General features: G+C 64.6%; 18 protein-coding genes, 2 tRNA genes and 1 pseudogene. 10 read left to right on the plus strand and 11 right to left on the minus strand.

The genetic code is table 11. From position 1 onward, the window contains the following. Positions 1-1,054 (minus strand): annotated as a pseudogene (locus Q8M13_RS02325) (membrane-bound PQQ-dependent dehydrogenase, glucose/quinate/shikimate family); the annotation flags it as partial. Between the two features lie 181 nt (positions 1,055-1,235). Here Q8M13_RS02325 and Q8M13_RS02330 point away from each other — a divergent pair. The 3 genes from Q8M13_RS02330 to Q8M13_RS02340 all read left to right on the plus strand — a co-directional run bounded on the left by Q8M13_RS02330 (position 1,236) and on the right by Q8M13_RS02340 (position 4,732). Beyond that, entirely contained in the window at positions 1,236-2,525 is a 1,290-nt protein-coding gene (locus Q8M13_RS02330) for an MFS transporter (RefSeq protein ID WP_305298007.1), read from the plus strand. A 108-nt stretch (positions 2,526-2,633) separates the two neighbouring features. After that, positions 2,634-3,161, plus strand: coding sequence for a hemerythrin domain-containing protein (locus tag Q8M13_RS02335; protein WP_305298008.1), 528 nt, complete (start codon positions 2,634-2,636; stop codon positions 3,159-3,161). 158 nt (positions 3,162-3,319) lie between these two features. Further along, entirely contained in the window at positions 3,320-4,732 is a 1,413-nt protein-coding gene (locus Q8M13_RS02340) for an amidase (RefSeq protein ID WP_305298009.1), read from the plus strand. Positions 4,733-4,867: 135 nt separating this feature from the next. Here the strand turns inward: Q8M13_RS02340 and Q8M13_RS02345 are convergent, their stop codons facing one another. Genes Q8M13_RS02345 through Q8M13_RS02360 form a run of 4 tightly spaced genes read right to left on the minus strand, consistent with a single transcriptional unit; the run spans position 4,868 to position 8,815 of the window. Continuing rightward, on the minus strand, positions 4,868-5,656 hold the full coding sequence (locus Q8M13_RS02345) for an ABC transporter permease (RefSeq protein WP_305298010.1): 789 nt from the start codon (positions 5,654-5,656) through the stop codon (positions 4,868-4,870). After that, positions 5,653-6,552, minus strand: a complete 900-nt coding sequence (locus Q8M13_RS02350) for an ABC transporter permease (protein WP_305298011.1) — start codon at positions 6,550-6,552, stop codon at positions 5,653-5,655. The genes Q8M13_RS02345 and Q8M13_RS02350 overlap by 4 nt, the downstream gene beginning before the upstream one ends. Next, complete coding sequence (locus tag Q8M13_RS02355) at positions 6,549-7,712, minus strand: ABC transporter ATP-binding protein (RefSeq protein WP_305298012.1); 1,164 nt, start codon at positions 7,710-7,712, stop codon at positions 6,549-6,551. The genes Q8M13_RS02350 and Q8M13_RS02355 overlap by 4 nt, the downstream gene beginning before the upstream one ends. Continuing rightward, positions 7,709-8,815, minus strand: a complete 1,107-nt coding sequence (locus Q8M13_RS02360) for a polyamine ABC transporter substrate-binding protein (protein ID WP_305298013.1) — start codon at positions 8,813-8,815, stop codon at positions 7,709-7,711. Before Q8M13_RS02360 ends, Q8M13_RS02355 begins: the two co-directional genes overlap by 4 nt. A gap of 85 nt (positions 8,816-8,900) precedes the next feature. Here Q8M13_RS02360 and Q8M13_RS02365 point away from each other — a divergent pair, with 85 nt between their 5' ends. Next, complete coding sequence (locus Q8M13_RS02365) at positions 8,901-9,254, plus strand: DMT family protein (protein WP_305298014.1); 354 nt, start codon at positions 8,901-8,903, stop codon at positions 9,252-9,254. Between the two features lie 91 nt (positions 9,255-9,345). Next, the gene (gene metG / locus Q8M13_RS02370) at positions 9,346-11,157 is read left to right on the plus strand and encodes a methionine--tRNA ligase (RefSeq protein ID WP_305298015.1); all 1,812 of its coding nucleotides are present in this window, start codon (positions 9,346-9,348) and stop codon (positions 11,155-11,157) included. Between the two features lie 63 nt (positions 11,158-11,220). On the opposite strand, the gene Q8M13_RS02375 is transcribed toward metG, so the two are convergent. Both Q8M13_RS02375 and Q8M13_RS02380 read right to left on the minus strand, forming a co-directional pair. Further along, on the minus strand, positions 11,221-12,135 hold the full coding sequence (locus Q8M13_RS02375) for a DMT family transporter (RefSeq protein ID WP_305298016.1): 915 nt from the start codon (positions 12,133-12,135) through the stop codon (positions 11,221-11,223). Continuing rightward, complete coding sequence (locus Q8M13_RS02380; protein WP_305298017.1) at positions 12,135-13,001, minus strand: PhzF family phenazine biosynthesis protein; 867 nt, start codon at positions 12,999-13,001, stop codon at positions 12,135-12,137. Before Q8M13_RS02380 ends, Q8M13_RS02375 begins: the two co-directional genes overlap by 1 nt. Positions 13,002-13,067: 66 nt before the next feature. On the opposite strand from Q8M13_RS02380, the gene Q8M13_RS02385 reads away from it, so the two are divergent. Then, positions 13,068-13,370 (plus strand): helix-turn-helix transcriptional regulator, encoded by a 303-nt coding sequence (locus Q8M13_RS02385; RefSeq protein WP_305298018.1) that lies wholly within the window; start codon positions 13,068-13,070, stop codon positions 13,368-13,370. Between the two features lie 15 nt (positions 13,371-13,385). On the opposite strand, the gene rpiB is transcribed toward Q8M13_RS02385, so the two are convergent. Then, positions 13,386-13,835: a ribose 5-phosphate isomerase B gene (gene rpiB / locus Q8M13_RS02390; protein WP_305298019.1), complete on the minus strand. Its 450-nt coding sequence runs from the start codon at positions 13,833-13,835 to the stop codon at positions 13,386-13,388. Positions 13,836-13,881: 46 nt separating this feature from the next. Beyond that, on the minus strand, positions 13,882-14,673 hold the full coding sequence (locus Q8M13_RS02395; RefSeq protein WP_305298020.1) for an EcsC family protein: 792 nt from the start codon (positions 14,671-14,673) through the stop codon (positions 13,882-13,884). A gap of 520 nt (positions 14,674-15,193) precedes the next feature. Between Q8M13_RS02395 and Q8M13_RS02400 the strand changes: the two genes are divergently transcribed. Then, positions 15,194-15,913: a PEPxxWA-CTERM sorting domain-containing protein gene (locus Q8M13_RS02400; protein ID WP_305298021.1), complete on the plus strand. Its 720-nt coding sequence runs from the start codon at positions 15,194-15,196 to the stop codon at positions 15,911-15,913. An 82-nt stretch (positions 15,914-15,995) separates the two neighbouring features. Here Q8M13_RS02400 and Q8M13_RS02405 read toward each other — a convergent pair whose 3' ends face one another. Next, a complete protein-coding gene (locus tag Q8M13_RS02405; protein WP_305298022.1) occupies positions 15,996-16,724 on the minus strand; it encodes a YjbE family putative metal transport protein in 729 nt (242 codons plus the stop codon). A gap of 81 nt (positions 16,725-16,805) precedes the next feature. After that, positions 16,806-17,504 (minus strand): 23S rRNA (guanosine(2251)-2'-O)-methyltransferase RlmB, encoded by a 699-nt coding sequence (rlmB, locus tag Q8M13_RS02410; RefSeq protein WP_305298024.1) that lies wholly within the window; start codon positions 17,502-17,504, stop codon positions 16,806-16,808. A 189-nt stretch (positions 17,505-17,693) separates the two neighbouring features. Here rlmB and Q8M13_RS02415 point away from each other — a divergent pair. From Q8M13_RS02415 to Q8M13_RS02425, 3 genes are all read left to right on the plus strand, one after another. Beyond that, positions 17,694-17,779 (plus strand) — tRNA-Tyr (locus Q8M13_RS02415). Positions 17,780-17,835: 56 nt separating this feature from the next. Further along, positions 17,836-17,909, plus strand: a tRNA-Gly gene (locus Q8M13_RS02420). Between the two features lie 34 nt (positions 17,910-17,943). After that, positions 17,944-18,221 (plus strand): GTP-binding protein (locus Q8M13_RS02425; protein WP_305298023.1); only part of this gene is annotated, 278 nt, incomplete at its 3' end.

Genomic DNA, 18,221 nt, shown 5'->3' on the forward strand with positions numbered 1-18,221 from the left:
CGGTGACGATCACGGCGCGAACGATGGTCGGCGCAGAGGTGATCGAGACCATGCCGGCGGGGGGGGAGCCCATATTGGCCTTGGTGTCGATCTGGCCGCCTTTGCCGAAGCCTTCGCAGGGAAGGCCGTTGCGGGCGTCGACGGCGATCAGGCGCGCGTCGAGCGTGCCCTCTATGATCCGGGTTGCGCAGGCTTCCGCCGGATCGGCGCCGGGGACGGCGTAATAGCTCACCGATCGGCAGGCGGCGGTGTAGGGGATAGCCGAATCTGGAACCTTGGGATCGTAGCGCCAGCGCTCCTTGCCGGTGGCTGGGTCGAGCGCGATCAGGATGTTCTTGGCCGAGCACAGGTAGAGACTGCCGCCGACCTTTAGGGGCGTAGTCTCTGCGCCGTATTTGCCCGCCGCCGCCGCGCTGGGCAGGTCGCCAGTATGGGCGGTCCAAACCCGCTCCAGGCGACCCACATTCTCCGGTGTAATCTCGGTGAGCGGCGAATAGCGCCGCGCGCTGTAGCTGCCGCCATAGGCCGGCCAGTCAGCGCCGCTGGTCAGCAGGGCCGGCTCGACCATTTGCGAGTCCGGTTCGGGAAGGGCGAGGGGAGCCGCCGGCCTGTTGGCCTGAGCGATGGCGACGCCGCCGGCCACCAGCAGCAGGGCGAAGGCGGCCAGACCGCCCAGCGACATCCGCCGACCAATCCTGCCCGGGCTGAGCACCGGCATGGCGGCGATCACCAGCAGCATCAACACGGCGGGAGCAACGATACGTGGGACCAGCGGCCAGCCTTGGAGCCCGACCTCCCACACCGCCCAGACCAGGGTGGCGATAAACACAGCCATATAGATCCAGGCGCCAAGCACCCGCCGCCTGGCGATGAGAATCCCGGCGGCGATGAGGCCAAGGCCGGCGAGCAGGTAGTATGGAGAGCCCCGCAGCGCGACTAGCCAAGCGCCGCCAATCGTCAGGGCTATGCCGATGAGGCCGAGCACGAAGCCGAGGATGACGACGGCGAGCCAACCGAGGCCGCGGCGAGGCGGTTTAAGGTCGTCAAACGGCATCTCGCGTCCCCTGCAACACAAGCGTGTTCAGCTAAAACATTCGCCTAAAGCGAAGGTTCCGAGCCGGGCACGCCTGCCTTGGCGGGCTGCTTCAACGCAATTTGCGGCGGCGAGCACAGTCGAGGCTTTGACACCAGCGCCATGGCAGGCCACCACCGCCCGGAGTGAGCGGGGGAAGATCATGGTCGACACCACTACTGAACGTCGGCGCCGTCTTCGCTCCATCATCGGCGGCTCCACCGGCAATCTGGTCGAGTGGTACGACTGGTACGTCTATTCGGCTTTCACCCTCTATTTCGCGCCGATCTTCTTTCCCAAGGGCGACTCCACCGCCCAACTCCTGAACGCCGCGGCGGTGTTCGCCGTGGGCTTCCTGATGCGGCCGATCGGCGCCTGGATGATGGGCGTCTATGCCGACCGCAAGGGACGCAAGGCGGGGCTCACTCTGTCCGTGGCCCTGATGTGCGCCGGCTCGCTGCTGATCGCGGTGACCCCTGGCTATGCGACCATCGGTTGGGTCGCGCCGGCGCTGTTGGTCTTCGCGCGCCTGATGCAAGGGTTGAGTGTCGGCGGGGAGTACGGGGCCAGCGCGACATATCTCAGTGAAATGGCGGGCAAGGATCGGCGCGGCTTCTTCTCCAGCTTCCAATACGTGACCTTGATCTCAGGCCAGCTCCTGGCACTGACTGTGCTGCTGATCCTGCAGGCGGTGATGCCTGAGCCTGAACTCGAGGCCTGGGGCTGGCGCATTCCGTTCGTCATCGGCGGGGCGCTGGCCGTTGTGGTCTTCTATCTGCGGCGCGGCCTGGCGGAGACGGAGTCGTTCAAGAACGCGCAGGAGGCCAAGGCGCCGAAGTCCAGCGGACTGGAACTGTTCCGCAATCACCCGCGCGAGGCGCTGGTGGTCATCGCCCTGACGGCCGGCGGCACGCTCGCCTTCTACGCCTACTCGACCTACATGCAGAAATTCCTGGTCAATACCTCGGGCTTCAGCCGTGAGACGGCTACCTGGATCACGGCGGCGGCGCTGTTCTTCTACATGCTGCTGCAGCCTGCGGCCGGGGCGCTGTCTGACAAGATCGGCCGTAAGCCCCTGATGATCGGGTTCGGGGTGCTGGGCGTGGCCTTCACCTATCTGATCTTCACGACCCTGGCGAAGACGGACGATCCCTATGTCGCCTTTGCGATCGTGCTGGGCGCCTTGGTGATCGTAACCGGCTACACATCGATCAATGCGGTGGTGAAGGCCGAGCTGTTTCCCGCCCACATTCGCGCTCTGGGCGTGGCTTTACCCTACGCCCTGGCAAATACGATCTTTGGCGGCACGGCCGAGTACATGGCGCTGTGGTTCAAGAAGCAGGGAATGGAGAGCGGCTTCTACTGGTACGTGACCGCGATGATCGGGGTTTCGCTGATCACCTACCTGCGGATGCGCGACACCCGCGCACACAGCAAAATCCTTGAGGATTAGGCGCTTCGAGGTCGTCCGGCCGACTTAGGAACCGGACCTCACGCGATGGGTTGAACGGCGTGTTCTTCCCCGGCGCAACGCTGCGCCTCTTCGCGAGGATTGATTTCAATGGCCACTTCCGCGCCCGACGCTATCGCCCTGCTCAAAGCCGACCACCGCAAGGTCGAAGGTCTGTTCGAAGATTTCGAAAAGGCCACCGCCTCCGCCAAGAAGGCGGCGCTGGTTCGGCAAATCTGTACCGAACTGACGGTTCACACCAAGATCGAGGAAGAGATCTTTTACCCCGCCTGTCGGGGCAAGATCGAAGAAGACACTCTGGATGAGGCCTATGTCGAACACGACGGGGCCAAGATGCTGATCGCCGAACTGATGGATGGCGCGCCGGACGATGCGTTCTACGACGCCAAGGTCAAGGTCCTGTCCGAAGAGATCAAGCACCACGTGAAGGAAGAGGAGGCGCGGTCCGAAGGCATGTTCGCCCAGGCGCGTGAGGCAGGCCTCGATATGGACGCGCTTGGCGACGCCATGCGGGCGCGCAAGGCCGAACTGTTGGCCGAGTTCAAAGCCGACGGCCTGCCGGTGCAGCAGACCCACACGATGAAGGGTGCGCCTGTCGAGCACGTCGGCATGGCTTAGCGGAATGCGAGACGCGGCCTTTGGGCCGCGTCTCGGTCCGACCTGGCGGCCAGTGTCGCAGGCGCTGAAGGCCAACTAACGCGGTTGCGACGCCCAAATGGGTTGGCTCGCGAGCGCACGCGTGGTCCCTTGACCTCAAAGAGCAGAGGGAACGCGCCATGGACTTCGAGGAATATCGCAAGCACGATGCCGTTGGATTGGCTGGATTGGTTTCCAAGGGTGAGGTGACGCCTCCGGAACTGCTCGAGGTCGCGGTGTCCCGCATGGCTGCGGTTGATCCGAAGATCAACGCCGTGACTCTTGATCTCACTGAGGCGGGCCGGAAGGCGGCCGACCGTCATATCTGGGGCGGGCCGCTGGCTGGCGTGCCGTTCCTGTTGAAGGATCTGGGCGCGCAACTGGCCGGGACACCGACAACGTCGGGTTCGGCGGTGTTCCGCGACCAGCTCGCGCCGGCCGACAGCGCCATCACCACCGCCTACAAGGAAGCTGGGCTGGTGATCTTCGGCAAGACCAACACGCCCGAGTTCGGCCTGATGCCGGTCACGGAATCGACCCTGCTGGGGCCGTGTCGGAATCCCTGGGACGTCTCGCGCACGCCCGGCGGCTCATCAGGCGGCGCGGCCGCGGCTGTGGCCGCGGGGATTGTGCCGGCCGCTCACGCCAGCGACGGCGGCGGTTCGATCCGGACCCCGGCCTCGGCTTGCGGCCTGTTCGGCATGAAGCCCTCGCGCGGGCGTGTCTCCTTCGCCCCGACCGGCGAGGGATGGGGCGGCGCGTCAATCCAGCATGCGGTGACCCGTTCGGTTCGCGACAGCGCCGTCCTGCTGGACATCGTCTGCACCCCGCAGCCCGGCGACCCCTACTTCATCGCTAAGCCGGACCAGCCGTTCGCCAGCCAGGTCGACCGTGACCCGGGCAAGCTAAGCATCGGCTACACGACAGCCGCCTTGGCCTCACCGGCGCTGGACCCGGAGTGCGTCGCCGCCGTGCTCGATGCAGCCAAGTTGTGCGAGGGACTCGGCCACAGCGTCGAGGAGGTCTCCATTCCAGGCGACTTGGCCGCCATGCAACAGGGCGCCGGCGACGTGATCGGCGCCAGTATCGCGGCGACCTTGGAGGCCGAGGGCGAGCGGCGGGGGCGTCCGGTGGGAGAGGGCGACGTCGAACTGCTGACCTGGCTCATGTATCAGCGCGGCAAGCAGGTCGCGGGCTCGACCTATGTGCGCGGCCTAGCGGCGATCCACGCCTACGGCCGGGCGGTGGCGGGTCTGTTCGAGCGCTATGACGTGGTGCTGATGTCGACCCTGGGCAGTCCGCCGATCCCGGTCGGTCATCTGACCGAGGACGTGCGCGAGTACGCTCAGCGGCTGTTCGCCTTCATGCCGAATACCCAGGCCTTCAACAACACCGGCCAGCCGGCGATGAGCGTGCCTCTGGCCTGGAGCAAGGGCGGCCTGCCGATCGGCCTGCAGTTCGTCGGACGAATGGGCGAGGAGGCGGGCCTATTCCGCCTCGCCGGCCAGCTCGAAAAGGCCCGGCCCTGGTTCGATCGCGTGCCGGCGATTTAACTACACCAACCTCATCGTCATCCTCCGGTCGTCTGGAAGACGATCCGGGGGACCCAAGCTGAGTTGCAAACCGAGAACCGCCGCCTGGGTCCCCCGGATCAGCCTTCGGCTGACCGGAGGATGACGAATTGGGAGCTAAGCCTCCCGCCGCTTGCGCATCTGGAACAGGTAGACGGCGATCACGCCGGTGGCGACCAGGCCGATCAGCAGGGTCGAGACGGCGTTGATCTCCGGGCTGACCCCCAGCCGCACCTGACTGTAGATGCGCATCGGCAGGGTGGTCGAGCCTGGGCCCGAGGTGAAGCTTGCGATCACCAGATCGTCCAGCGACAGGGTGAAGGCCAGCATCCAGGCGGCGGCCACAGCCGGGGCGATATTGGGCAGGGTGATGGCGAAGAAGGCCTTGATCGGCGGGCAACCCAGGTCTTGGGCGGCCTCCTCCAGTTGTCGGTCGAAGGCCGAAAGTCGCGCCTGGATGACGACCGCGGCGTAGCACATGGTCACGGTCGCGTGGCTGACCGTCACCGTCCAGAAGCCGCGCGGCAGGCCCAGCGAGACGAACAGCAGCAGCAGCGACAGGCCCAGGATCACCTCTGGCATCACCAGCGGTGCGAAGATCATGCCGGAGAAGAGCGTTCGCCCCTTGAACCGGCCAGCCCGCACCAGGGCGACGGCCGCGAAGGTCCCCAGCACAGTGGCGATGGTCGCCGAGATCAGGCCGATCCGGAAGGTGACCCAGATGGCGTCCAGAAGCTGCTCGTTGCGGAATAGAGAAGCGTACCACTTGGTGGAGAAGCCGCCCCAAACTGTGACCAGCCGGCTAGCGTTGAACGAGTAGATCACCAACAGCACGATCGGCAGGTAAAGGAAGCCGAAGCCGATCACCAGGCTGGCGATGTTGAAGGTGGTCAGGCCCCGCTTCATCGGCCAGCCTCCATCAGCTTGGCCTGTTGGCGCTGATAGAGGACGATCGGAACGACCAGGGTGAACAGCAGGACGATGGCCACGGCCGAGGCGGCCGGCCAATCGCGGTTGGCGAAGAACTCGGTCCAGATGGTCTTGCCGAGCATCAGGGTCGAAGACCCGCCCAGCAGGTCTGGGATGACGAACTCGCCCACCATTGGGATGAAGCAGAGCAGGGCGCCGGCCGCCACACCGGGCAGTGATAGCGGGAAGGTCACCCGCCAGAAGGCCTCGAACGGCGTGCAGCCGAGATCGGCCGCGGCCTCCAAAAGATCGTGCTGTTGACGCTCCAGCACTGCATAGAGCGGCAGGACCATGAACGGCAGATAGGCGTAGACGAGGCCGATGTAGATCGCGGTCTCGGTGTTGAGAATGTTCACTGGGCCAAGGCCGACCAGGCGCAGCGCCGTGTTGAGCAGGCCCTCGGGCTTCAGGATCCCGATCAGGGCGTAGACCCGGATCAGGAAGCTGGTCCAGAACGGCAGGATCATCGCCATCAACAAGGCCTGTCGCACTGCGGGCGCGCAGCGGGCCATGGCGTAGGCAAGCGGATAGCCGAGGATCAGCAGGATGCCGGTCGAGATCGCCGCGAACTTCAAGCTGGAGAGATAGGCGACGATGTAGAGGCGGTCAGAGGTCAGTCGCGCGTAGGTCTCGAAGTCGAGGGCGGCGAAGAAGGTCTTCAGGCCCGCGAGCCCGGCCGACCAATAGATGCGCGGCGTATAGGGAGGAATGGCCAGGGCCGTGTCCGACAGCGATAGCTTGGCCACCAGCAGGAACGGGAACAGGAAGAACAGCCCGAGCCATAGGAACGGCGCTAGCGCCGCCAGTCCCGTGCGATCGCGGCGCGCCTTCACTGGGTCAGGACCACGCCCGCATCGCGAGCGAAGGTGAGCCAGACCTTGTCGTCCCAATCGACGGGACGGTCGACGAACCGCTTGGCGTTGGCGCGGGCGGCGCGGATGGTTCGGCCGCTCTCCAGCTCGACCAGATAGGTGGTCCAGTCGCCGAGATAGCCGATGTCCTCGATCTTGCCGGCCATACGATTGGGGCCGGGGGGCGGCTCGTCCAGGTGAACCTCGATCTTCTCGGGTCGCACCGCTAGCCATGCGGTGGAGCCGACGTCGAGCAGATCGTCTTCGACGATGTCGAAACCGCCGGGCGCCTCGGGGCTGGACATGCGCACCGTGGTTCCGTCCGCGAACTCGGCCTTGCCCTCGAAGATGTTCACGTCGCCGATGAAGTCAGCCACGTAGCGCGAGTTGGGGGCCTCATAGACGTCGGCGGGGCGACCGATCTGGACGATCTCGCCCGAGCGCATCACTGCGATCCGGTCGGCCGTGACCATGGCTTCTTCCTGGTCGTGGGTGACGATCAGGAAGGTCATGCCGAGTTGCTGCTGCAAGGCCATCAGCTCGAACTGGGTTTCCTCGCGCAGCTTCTTGTCGAGGGCGGCGAGAGGCTCGTCGAGCAGCAGCATCTTGGGCCGCGGCGCGATGGCGCGCGCCAGGGCCACGCGCTGGCGCTGACCGCCGGAAAGCTGATGGGGCTTGCGCCGCGCCAGGCCATCGAGCCGGACCAGGGCGAGCATCTCGGTCACCCGATCGGCGATCTGATCCTTGGGCATGCCCTGCTGTTTCAGGCCGAAGGCGATGTTCCGTTCGACGCTGAGGTGCGGGAACAGGGCGTAGGACTGGAACATCATATTGACCGGCCGTTGGTGCGGCGGCTTTCCCGCCAGATCTTCGCCGGCGAGGGTGATGCGGCCGGAGTCCGGGGTTTCGAACCCGGCGAGCAGTCGCATCAATGTGGTCTTGCCGCAGCCGGACGGGCCGAGCAGAGCGAAGAACTCGCCGGGATAGATGTCCAGGGAAACGCCGTTGACGGCGGTCTCGCCGTCGAACCGTTTCACGACATTCTCGAACCGAACCAGCGGCTTGGCCGCAGGATCAGCCCAGGGCGCGAAGGTCGAGCGAACCGCGCCGATGTTCAGGCGCGGGCGGGAGCGCTCGGTCATTGGCCCGTCTGCACCTTGGTCCACATGCGTGTCACGTCACGCAGTAGGGTCTGATCCTTGGCGGTGGTGACAAACAGGCGCTTGGAGACTTCCGGCGTCGGATAGACGTTCGGATTGTTGCGAATGGACTCCTCCACCAGCGGCGTCGCGGCCGAGTTGGCGTTGGCGTACTGGGTGAAGTTCGACGCCTTGGCGATCACCTCGGGCCGCAGCATGTAGTCGAGGAACTTGTAGGCGGCGGCTTTGTTGGGCGCATCGGCCGGGATCGCGAAGACGTCGAACCAGACCTGGCTGCCTTCCTTGGGGATCACATAGTTGATCTCGACGCCGTTCTTGGCCTCTTCGGCGCGGGTCTTGGCCTGAAGGATGTCGCCGGAATAGCCGATGGCCAGGCAGATATCGCCATTGGCCAGGGCCTCGACATACTCCGAGGAGTGGAATTTGCGGACGAACGGCCGGGCCTTGACCATCATGTCGGTGGCGGCCTGATAGTCGGCGAGGTTCTTGGAGTTCGGGTCCTTGCCCAGATAGTTGAGCGCGACCGCGTACATGTCCTCCGAGGCGTCCAGGTAGTAGACACCGCAGTCCTTGAGCTTGGCCAGGTTGGCCGGGTCGAACACCACGGCCCAGCTGTTGATCGTCACGCCCGGCAGGCGCTTGGCCACTTCCTTCACGTTGTAGCCGATGCCGATCGTGCCCCACATGTAGGGGACGGTATATTTCGAGCCCGGGTCGAAAGGCTGCATGTGGGCCATGATCTCCGGCCACAGGTTTTTCTCGTTGGGCAACTGGGCCTTGTCGAGAGCCTGGATCGCGCCGGCGGTCACATAGCGCGGGATGTTGTGATTGGACGGCGAGACGATGTCGTAGCCGGTGTCGCCCTGCAGCACCTTGGTCTCAAGAATCTCATTGGAATCAAAGGTATCGTACTGAACCTTGATGCCGGTTTCCTTGGTGAAGTCTTGCAGGATCAACGGGTCGATATAGTCCGACCAGTTGTAGATCTTGAGGGTTTCCTGCTTTTCGCCGCCCTGGCCGCACGCCGCCAGGCTCGTACTCAAGGTCAGGGCCGCCGCTACCCCAAGCGCCTTTGTCCAACCCATCGCACCAACCTCTCCCACCAGTAAGATCAGCAGGTTATACGGCCAGGGTTGCAGATTTTAAGCGCAAATGCGCGGAGAGACCCCAATGCCGCCCACTATGGCGATGATCGCGCCGATATTCATGCTCGTGGCCTCCAATATCTTCATGACCTTCGCTTGGTACGGGCACTTGAAGGTGGAGCATCGGCCGCTGTGGCTGCTGGTGTTGGTGAGTTGGGGGATCGCCTTCTTCGAGTACTGCCTGGCGGTGCCGGCCAACCGCATCGGGCGCGCGGTCTATTCGCCCGCCGAGCTAAAGACCATGCAGGAGGTCATCACCCTGGTCGTATTCGCGGTGTTCTCGGTGACGTTCCTGGGGGAGCGCTTCACGGTGAATCACATGATCGGGTTCGCGCTGATCGCGGCCGGAGCCCTGTTCATCTTCAAGGGTCCGTTCTGAAGCGGGAAAGGAACGCCCTGGCGCTTGGCCCTTTGGCGAACCACATGCGGCGCCCTATAAGCCGCCGCTCCTCCCCATTTCGAGAGACGTCATGTCCCGCATCCTCATCACCTCCGCCTTGCCCTACATCAATGGGATCAAGCACCTGGGGACGCTCGCGGGCTCCATGCTGCCGGCTGATGTCTACGCGCGGTTCCAACGCTCGCGCGGTCGCGAGACGCTCTACATCTGCGCCACCGACGAGCACGGGACGCCGACCGAACTGGCCGCCGCCGCGGCGGGCCAGGACCCCTCGACCTTCTGCCAGATCCAGCATGACGTGCAGTATGATCTGGGCCGCAAGTTCGGCCTGTCGTGGGATCACTTCGGCCGCTCGTCCTCGCCGCAGAACCACAAGCTGACCCAGCGCTTCGCGCGTGAGCTGTGGGAGGCCGGCTTCATCGAGGAGCGGATCACCCAGCAGGTCTATTCCAACGCCGACAAGCGCTTCCTGCCGGATCGTTACGTCATCGGCACCTGCCCGCACTGCGGCTATACGGCTGCGCGCGGCGATCAGTGCGAGAACTGCACGCGGGTGCTCGACCCCGCCGACCTGATCTCGCCACGCTCGGCGGTTTCGGGGTCCGAAGACATCGAGATCCGCGACTCCAAGCACCTCTTCCTTCGCCAGAGCGTGTTCTCCGACAAACTGCGGACTTGGATCGACTCCAAGAAGGGCGAGTGGCCGCTGCTGGTCACCTCCATCGCGCTGAAGTGGCTGGACGAGGGCTTGCAGGACCGCGGCATCACGCGCGACCTGGAATGGGGCGTGCCGGTCAACGCCTGGGAATGGGGTCCAAACCCCAAGGGCGAGACGCCAGACATCGAGGGCTTGGCCGGCAAGGTCTTCTACGTCTGGTTCGACGCGCCCATCGAATACATCGCCGCGACCTGGGAATGGGCTGACGCCCGCGCGGCCGAGGCGGGCCGTGGTCCTGCCGAAGACGCCGAGTGGGAGCGCTGGTGGCGCCAGCCCGGGGCAGCCGACGTCACCTATGTGGAGTTCATGGGCAAGGACAACGTGCCCTTCCACACGGTGGGCTTCCCCTGCACTCTGATCGGGGTGAACGAACGCCTGGAGGCTGACGGTTCATGGCGCCTGGCCAACAATGCGCCGTGGAAGTTGGTGGACCAACTCAAGGGCTTCAACTGGCTCGACTATTACGGCGGCAAGTTCTCCACGTCGCAAAAGCGTGGCGTGTTCATGGACCAAGCGCTTGAACTGCTGCCGGCGGACTACTGGCGCTGGTGGGTGACCGCCAACACGCCGGAGACCTCGGACGCCACCTTCACCTGGGAACAGTTCCAGGCCCAGGTGAACGCCGACCTAGCCGACGTGCTGGGCAATTTCGTCAACCGGATCCTGAAGTTCACCGAGACGCGGTTCGAGGGCGTGGTCCCGGCCGGCGGTGAGCCGACCGAGCTTGAGACCAAGCTCTATGCCGACGTCGACGCCAAGCTCGCCGAACTGACCGACCACCTGGAGAGCCGCGAGTTCCGCAAGTCGACTACGGCGCTGCGCCAACTCTGGGTGCTGGGCAACCAGTATCTGACCGAGGCCGCGCCGTGGACGGCGATCAAGACCGATCCCGCGCGCGCCGCCATCGTGGTCCGCACGGGCCTGAACCTGGTGGCCTTGTTCGCCAAGGTGTCGGAGCCCTTCATCCCGTTCGCGGCCGAGAAGATCGCCATGGGCGTGGGCGAGGAATTCCCCGGCGTCTGGCCGACCGGGCAGGGCGCTGCGATCCTCGACATCCTGCCGCCGGGCCGTAAGGTCGTGGCGCCGCAGGTGCTGTTCAAGAAGGTCGAGAACGAACAGGTCGTCGAATGGGTCGCGCGCTTCGGCGGAAGCGAGACCGAGTAAGGCCCCACTGTTTCGTCATCCCCTGGACCGTCTTGAAGACGACCGGAGGATGACGAGACTTGGCTAGGCCGTCCGCCGCGCGAACTTATCGCGCAGGAATTCCGCGCCGCTGACCAGCGAGATGCCGAGCAGGACCAGGATCGCGCCCAGCAAGAAGGGCGGCTCCAGCGGCTCGTTCAGGATGGCGACGCCGAACACCACGCCGAACAGCGGCGTCAGGAATGACAGGATCGAGAGCCGCGACGCCAGATAGTGGCGGAGCAGCCAGAACCAGACGACGTAGCTGATCAGGGTGATGACCACTGTCTGATAGCTCAGGTGCAGCAGGACCTTGGGCGTCAGGTGCATGTCGGTCTGGCCGATCAGCATGGCCAAGCCCAGCAAGGTCACGCCCGCAAAGGCGACCTGGTAAAACAGGGTCTTCACCGCCGGCGCTTCGGAGAGTTTCGATGCCCGTATCGCCACCGTGGTCAGCCCCCATGACAGGCCGGCGAGCAGTCCTAGGCCATCGCCCAGCAACATCTCGCGGCTCAAGCTTCCACCGCCCAGGAACGAAACCGCGATCCCGCCAAATGCCACGGCTACGCCCGTCCACTGAAAAGGAGAAAGCCGCTCGTCGGGGAAACGTAGCGGAAGCGCCAGGGCCGAGAAGATCGGGGCGCTGTAGAGGAAGACGACCAGATGAGAGGCGCTGGTCAGCACCAAGCCCTGAGCGATGAACAGGAACTCCGCGGCGAACAGCAGGCCGACCAGAAGCCCAGCGGGGAGGGAGCCGTCGGAGAACGCCCCGCGTCCCTCGCGGCCGATGGTCAAGGCGCCCAGCACAACCGCGGCGATCGCCGAGCGGACGCCCATCTGCATGATCGGCGCGACGTCGGCCGAGATCAATTTGACCGAGATCGGTTGAGACCCCCAGAGGACGCACAGCGCCACCATGATCGCGATGGCGAACAGGTCCAGCGGCTTGCGGGGGCTCATCAGATAGTCGCTTCCCCACGCAGAACCGGGACGCAGCCGCCACCGACCGTGGCGGTGACGCCGCCCGATGTCCGTTGCGCGGTGGCGTGCAGACGCGAGGGGCGTCCCATTTCCACGCCTTGGATGATGTCCCAGGCCCCAGCGTCTTTGGTCGAGAGCGAGAGCAGCAGGGCCGCGAGCGTGGCGTTGGCGCTGCCGGTTGCGGGATCCTCCACCGTGCCTGAGTTGGGCGCGAACATCCGCGCCCGCAGCTTGCCCTCGCTGTCATGGGCGTAGAGGTGCAGCGACAGCCTGTCTCCGAAGTGCGGGTAGTCCACCGCAGCCTGGCGGAAGGCGGCCAAGTCGGGGGCTGCGCGAGCAAGCGCTTCGGCTGTGACTTCAGCGAACACGAAGGCGACGCCGACCGACGCCTCGACGGGGCCGTGCTGGCTGACGATGAAGTCGCTGGGCGGCAAGCCGGCGCAGGCCGCGGCGACCTCCAGCGGAAGCCTTTCTCCGAGTTCCAGGGCGCGCGGCGCGGCGATGGTCGCGCCTTGCGCGGTCGCGTTGACGCCGACGATGCCTGCCGGAACCTCAAGGCGAAGCTCGCCGCCGTGGCCGGCCTGCGACAGCACCCAGCCGGTGCCGATGCTGGGGTGGCCGGCGAAAGGCATTTCGGCCGTTCGGTTGAAAATCCTTACCCGCGCGGTGTTGGCGGTGTCCTGGGGCGGCAGGATGAAGGTCGTCTCCGACAGGTTCATTTCCGCGGCCAGCGATTGCATCTGCTGGTCGGACAGCCCGCGTGCATCGGTGAAGACAGCAAGGGGATTGCCGCCGAAGCGAGTGTCGGTGAACACGTCGAGGGTGACAAAGGGATAGGAAGCCATGGGCGTCGCCGTATCAAGAAGGGGCCTCAGGCTTGACACAAGTTAGTTAGTTGGCAAAGTCCCAAAATGGATATCGCCGACCTGCTGCGCGCCTTGGCCAACGGGCGTCGGCTGCAAATTCTGAGTTGGCTCAAGGACCCGGTGGCGCACTTTCCGCCTCAGGTGGATGGCGACCTCGTCAAGGATGGGGTGTGCGCGATCTTCCTGGCTGAAAAGCTAGGCGTCAGCCAACCCACCTTGAGTGAGCATATGCGAGTGCTGGTTCAGGCGGGCGTCGTAAAGGCCACGCGGATCAAGCAGTGGACTTTCTATCGGCGCGACGAGGCGCGGATCAGCGCGGCGATGCGGCTGCTCTCGGAAGAGATTTAGCGCGTCTCAACCGAGCTACCTCTCGAGCGCCGCAATCATCTCTACCCGCGTCGCATGGCGCCCGCCCTCGAACTGAGCAGCCAGGAACGCATCGACGATATCGAGAGCCAGCCCTTCGCCCACCACGCGCACGCCAATAGAGAGCATGTTGGCGTCGTTGTGCTGGCGGATCATTCGGGCCGAGAAGGTATCGGCGCAGACGCCGCAACGGATGCCCCGCACCTTGTTCGCCGCCATCATGATGCCTTGGCCGGTGCCGCACAGGATGACGCCAAACCGGCAATCGCCAGAGGCGACGCGCCGGGCCGCCGCTTCGCCGTGAGCGGGATAGTGCGTGCTCTCCGCCGTCGTCGCCCCGATGTCGACAACCGTCCACCCCTGCGCGGCGATATGAGCGGCGATGGTTTGGCGGAGCGCAATGGCGGTGTGGTCGCTGGACAGCACAATGCGGTGGTCAGCTGTCATGAGCAGATCGGTCCGTTTCGCGAGTTAGCGGCGTGGCCGACTTCGATCAGGCGCTTCTGGTTTCGTCAATTTCGGTCTGCGTCCCGGCCTGCAGCGACGGCTCGCGTCCCTCGAACCACCGCATACGGTAGGCGTTAATCGCCGTTTCGCCGAGGCGGTCCAGCAGGCGGTAGTTGACGATCATTCCGACCGGCGCGCCGATCAGCGGCAGCATCTGGGCCATCTTCGCCAGATCAATGTAGTCGCGATACTCCTGTTGGAACCGGCGCCAGTCGAACTGGTCCAACGTCCCCACTTCCCGGGCGTCCCAGGCGGCCATCGTGGCGAAGACTTCCTTGCGATGGACGGGGCTCGAGAAGGCGAGCTGGAAGATCGCCAGGATGTACAGTCGCTCCCGGAAGTCTTTTCCCGAGTGGCCGTAGAGCGCGGCGATGTCGAACAGCAGCTTGATCTTCAGGCTGATGAGGACGGGGAAGTCTGCGGCCGCCATCAGGAAACCGCCGGCGCCGGCGACTCCGCCTTCTGCAGTGGCGGTGGTGCGGTAGAGGGCGATCTTTTCCAGGACCTTGGCCTCGCGCTGGGCAAGTGAAGCGCCCAGCAACGGAGCGGGCGTGGTGAGGCCAGATCCGCTCAGAATGCCCCGGGTCATCTGCTCGATCGTCGCGGTGATGACAGTGTGCACCTTTTCGGGAATGGCGCGATTGATCCGCTGTTGGACACCGCGCGTGGTGCGGTCCCACAGGTTTGGACCCGAGACGATCCTGGCCTGCCAGGCGGCGAGCTCGACCTGTGCGTCTTGCTCGTAGCGATCAGCGAGAGGGGGCGTGGCGTGGTTCATGACCCTCTTCTACTCCGAGGGCGCGCGATTTGACCCGGGCGATTGGCCGGGGGCCTCGCCGTAGATCGCGCCTACGTTCGCCTTGGGGGTGTGCGGCCCACGCAAGAGCAGCGTTTGGGCCGTCAGATGTCAGAATCCGCGCCGTAAAAGCTGACGTCTTCTGTTCATACAAAGCAACGAACTCGAAAAATACAATCGACAGGCGATTTTAGCGGCGATATGGGGTCAATTTCGTGGTTTCTAAAACGTAAAAATCCGTAACAAAAATAGTATCTTAGAGTATTTGGTCAGGCAGAGCAGCGCATATTTCGGTTTTCGCCGCCGCTATTGCTTGGAGGATTTGATAACGCTGATATGTTGGGTGGCGACATGGCTGGGCGCCGGGGGGCGCGGATTGAAGGAGCGGAGACGCTCCAGCGATGAGTGCTTGTCGTGTTTGGTGCTTGTGGCCGCTGGCGGGATTGCTCGGTGAGCTCGTTCGGCGACCGAACTACAACATTGAAAGTTCAGGGGTAATCTTATGAAGAAGCTAACAGTAACACTTGCTGCGGCCGCCTCGGTGCTGGCGTTCGCGGGAGCCGCGGGCGCCGCGCCCGTTGTCACGAATGGCACCATTCCAGGCGGCACCGCCGCTTTCGACGCCACCGTGGCCGGCGCAAACGGTGTCGTGGTCTTGGATGCACTCTCGGGTCTGAACCAGGCTTCCAGCTGGGACCGCGGCGCCTACACCATTAGCTCCACCGATGGATCAACGCGGTCTATCGATTCTGGCTACATCCCCTCCGGTGATGCGGTCGGGATCAGCCCTTACGCTCCGGCGGGCTCGTCGGGCCTGACCTTCACGTTCGATACGCCGATCAACGCGTTCGGTCTTGAGATCGGGGACTGGGCGACCTGCTGCTACACGTCGAACCTCTACATTGCGTTCGACGGCGGCTCCGTGAACCTGGTGGCTAGCGCCAACGACGCGTTCGATAACCCGGGCAATGCAGCGAACCTCGGGTTCTTGAACTTCATTGGTGCGTTCGACACGTCGAGCACCTTCTCCACGGTCACCTTCTATGGCGACGGCTTCGGCGAGTACCTCGTCGCGGGCGGCACCATTCGCTACGCGACCTTGGACATCGGGTCGGTCGGCGGGGTTCCCGAGCCTGCCACCTGGGCGATGATGATCATCGGCTTTGGCGGAGCCGGCGCCATGCTTCGCCGCCGGCGCGGCGTGCTGACCCTGGCCGCCTAGCGACCAGGAAGCCTGAAACGAAAAACGCCGCCAGCCTTCGAGGCTGGCGGCGTTTCTTTTGAGCGGCGGGGTGGACGGAGTTCTAGTGAACCGTGACCGGCGCCTCGGGATGGATGGCCATGAAGCCGGGGACAATCGCATTGTAGGAATCGACCCGACCCAGGTCGCGGACGACGTCTCGGTGGCCCTCCCACATCATGTGCAGGGCGACGTAGAGCACGATCACCAGGCCGATGTAGCCGATCCAGCGATAGCGATGCAGCAGGCGGGCGATAAAGCTGGCGGCCACGCCCATCAGGGCGATGGAGAGCAGCAGGCCAAAGACCATGATGGCTGGATGTTGGCGCGCGGCCCCGGCGACGGCCAGGACGTTGTCCAGCGACATCGACAGGTCGGCGATCAGGATCTGGATGAAAGCGGCGCGGAAGGTCTTGGGCTGCTTGGCCGCGACGGCCGCGCTGGGTTCGGTCGTCGGATCGGAGTCCATGGCCGCTTCAGCGGCCGCTTCTTCAGGCTCGGCCTGTTCGCGCATCTCGCGCCACATCTTCCAGCAGACCCAGAGCAGCAGCAGGCCGCCCGCGAACAGCAGGCCGACCACGCCCAAGAGCTGGGCCGTGATCAGCGCAAAGCCGATCCGCATGGTGACGGCCGCCGCAAGGCCCCACAGGATGGCCTTCTTCCGTTGGTCTGGGGGCAGGCCCGCCGCCGCCAGTCCGACGGCGACAGCGTTGTCTCCCGCCAGGACCAGATCGATCATCAGGACGGAGAGCAGGGCGGCGAGCGCGCCGGGCGCGAGAAGAGCGTCGAACATCGCCCATTGAATGCGACAGCCGTCGTCCGTCCGCAACCGCTTAGGCGCAGGGAGGACGCAGTTTTGTCGAGAGCCCGTCTTCTAGGGGCGGGTACGGGCCGATTCATAGAGTGCGACGGCCGCGGCCGCCGACACATTGAGGCTCTCGAACCCCCCTGGCATCGGGATCTTGGCCAATTCATCGCAGTGCTCGGCGACGAGTCGGCGAAGGCCTTCGCCTTCAGAACCTAGGACGAGGACCGTAGGGGCGCCGTCAAGCGCCTGGTCCAGGGTCTTGTCCGAGTGACCATCCAGACCCACGGCGCGCCAGCCGAGTTCGGCCAAGGTTTCGAGCGCGCGGGAGAGATTGACCACATGGGCGGTGTCGATCTGGTCGACAGCGCCGGCGGCGGCCTTGGCCAGGGCGCCGGTCAGTTTGGGCGCGTGGCGGTCCTGGAGAATGACGCCCGCCGCGCCGAAGGCCGCGGCCGATCGCAGGATCGCGCCGACGTTCTGCGGGTCGGTGATCTGGTCGAGCATGAGGATCGTGGCGCCGCGCTTGGGCTCGAAGTCTTCTATCGCCACCGCCTCGAGCGGCGGGATTTTCAGGGAGATACCCTGGTGGACGGCGCCCTGCGGTAGGTTGTGACCGATGAACTGACCATCGACGACCTCCAGAACCCCGATTCTTCCGAATCGCGACTCGACCTCCCGAGCCCTGTCTTGGGTGGCCAAAAGGCGCTGAGGGGCCGATCTTTTTTTGTTAGCAAGTGCGGCGCTGACGGCGTGCCAGCCCCACAGCCAATCGTCGAAACTGTTGTCTGGCTTGCGGTTGAAGGGTCTCGACCCTCCTTTTTTACCACTCTTCCAGGGCGCGTTGCGTTCGGGAGGGGAGGACACTATAAGACGCGCTCCAAATTGGGGACCGGGCAGGTTCTTCGCTTAACGCGGGGCGACTTGTCCAGGCTTCGATCTGGCTCTGAGCGCGCTGGGGGAATGTCCCGAGTGGCAAAGGGGGGGGACTGTAAATCCCCTGGCGTACGCCTTCGCAGGTTCGAGTCCTGCTTCCCCCACCACGCACTCAGAGCGTGAAATTTTAGGAGACTGGCGCGACCCCGCGCATCCTTCAGCGGCGGGTATAGCACAATGGTAGTGCAGCAGCCTTCCAAGCTGAGGATGCGGGTTCGATTCCCGCTACCCGCTCCAAACTCTGATTTTCTCAAACGCCGGCAGGACCCCCATGGCCAAGGAAAAGTTCGAACGCAATAAGCCGCATTGCAACATCGGCACGATTGGTCACGTTGACCATGGCAAGACGACGTTGACGGCTGCGATCACCATGACGCTGGCGAAGGCTGGCGGCGCTAAGGCGATGAGCTATGCGGACATCGACGCCGCGCCGGAAGAGAAGGCCCGCGGGATCACGATCAACACCGCGCACGTGGAATATGAGACGGCGAACCGTCACTACGCGCACGTCGACTGCCCTGGCCACGCCGACTATGTGAAGAACATGAT

The organism is Phenylobacterium sp., assembly GCF_030681155.1.
Lineage (GTDB): Bacteria > Pseudomonadota > Alphaproteobacteria > Caulobacterales > Caulobacteraceae > Phenylobacterium.

Excerpts from the sequence above, each read along its gene's own strand:
- Q8M13_RS02330 (WP_305298007.1), top strand. The coding sequence starts at position 1,236 with ATGGTCGACACCACTACTGAACGTCGGCGCCGTCTTCGCTCCATCATC.
- Q8M13_RS02335 (WP_305298008.1), top strand. The coding sequence starts at position 2,634 with ATGGCCACTTCCGCGCCCGACGCTATCGCCCTGCTCAAAGCCGACCAC.
- Q8M13_RS02340 (WP_305298009.1), top strand. The coding sequence starts at position 3,320 with ATGGACTTCGAGGAATATCGCAAGCACGATGCCGTTGGATTGGCTGGA.
- Q8M13_RS02345 (WP_305298010.1), bottom strand. The coding sequence starts at position 5,656 with ATGAAGCGGGGCCTGACCACCTTCAACATCGCCAGCCTGGTGATCGGC.
- Q8M13_RS02355 (WP_305298012.1), bottom strand. The coding sequence starts at position 7,712 with ATGACCGAGCGCTCCCGCCCGCGCCTGAACATCGGCGCGGTTCGCTCG.
- Q8M13_RS02360 (WP_305298013.1), bottom strand. The coding sequence starts at position 8,815 with ATGGGTTGGACAAAGGCGCTTGGGGTAGCGGCGGCCCTGACCTTGAGT.
- Q8M13_RS02365 (WP_305298014.1), top strand. The coding sequence starts at position 8,901 with ATGCCGCCCACTATGGCGATGATCGCGCCGATATTCATGCTCGTGGCC.
- metG (WP_305298015.1), top strand. The coding sequence starts at position 9,346 with ATGTCCCGCATCCTCATCACCTCCGCCTTGCCCTACATCAATGGGATC.
- Q8M13_RS02375 (WP_305298016.1), bottom strand. The coding sequence starts at position 12,135 with ATGAGCCCCCGCAAGCCGCTGGACCTGTTCGCCATCGCGATCATGGTG.
- Q8M13_RS02380 (WP_305298017.1), bottom strand. The coding sequence starts at position 13,001 with ATGGCTTCCTATCCCTTTGTCACCCTCGACGTGTTCACCGACACTCGC.
- Q8M13_RS02385 (WP_305298018.1), top strand. The coding sequence starts at position 13,068 with ATGGATATCGCCGACCTGCTGCGCGCCTTGGCCAACGGGCGTCGGCTG.
- rpiB (WP_305298019.1), bottom strand. The coding sequence starts at position 13,835 with ATGACAGCTGACCACCGCATTGTGCTGTCCAGCGACCACACCGCCATT.
- Q8M13_RS02395 (WP_305298020.1), bottom strand. The coding sequence starts at position 14,673 with ATGAACCACGCCACGCCCCCTCTCGCTGATCGCTACGAGCAAGACGCA.
- Q8M13_RS02400 (WP_305298021.1), top strand. The coding sequence starts at position 15,194 with ATGAAGAAGCTAACAGTAACACTTGCTGCGGCCGCCTCGGTGCTGGCG.
- Q8M13_RS02405 (WP_305298022.1), bottom strand. The coding sequence starts at position 16,724 with ATGTTCGACGCTCTTCTCGCGCCCGGCGCGCTCGCCGCCCTGCTCTCC.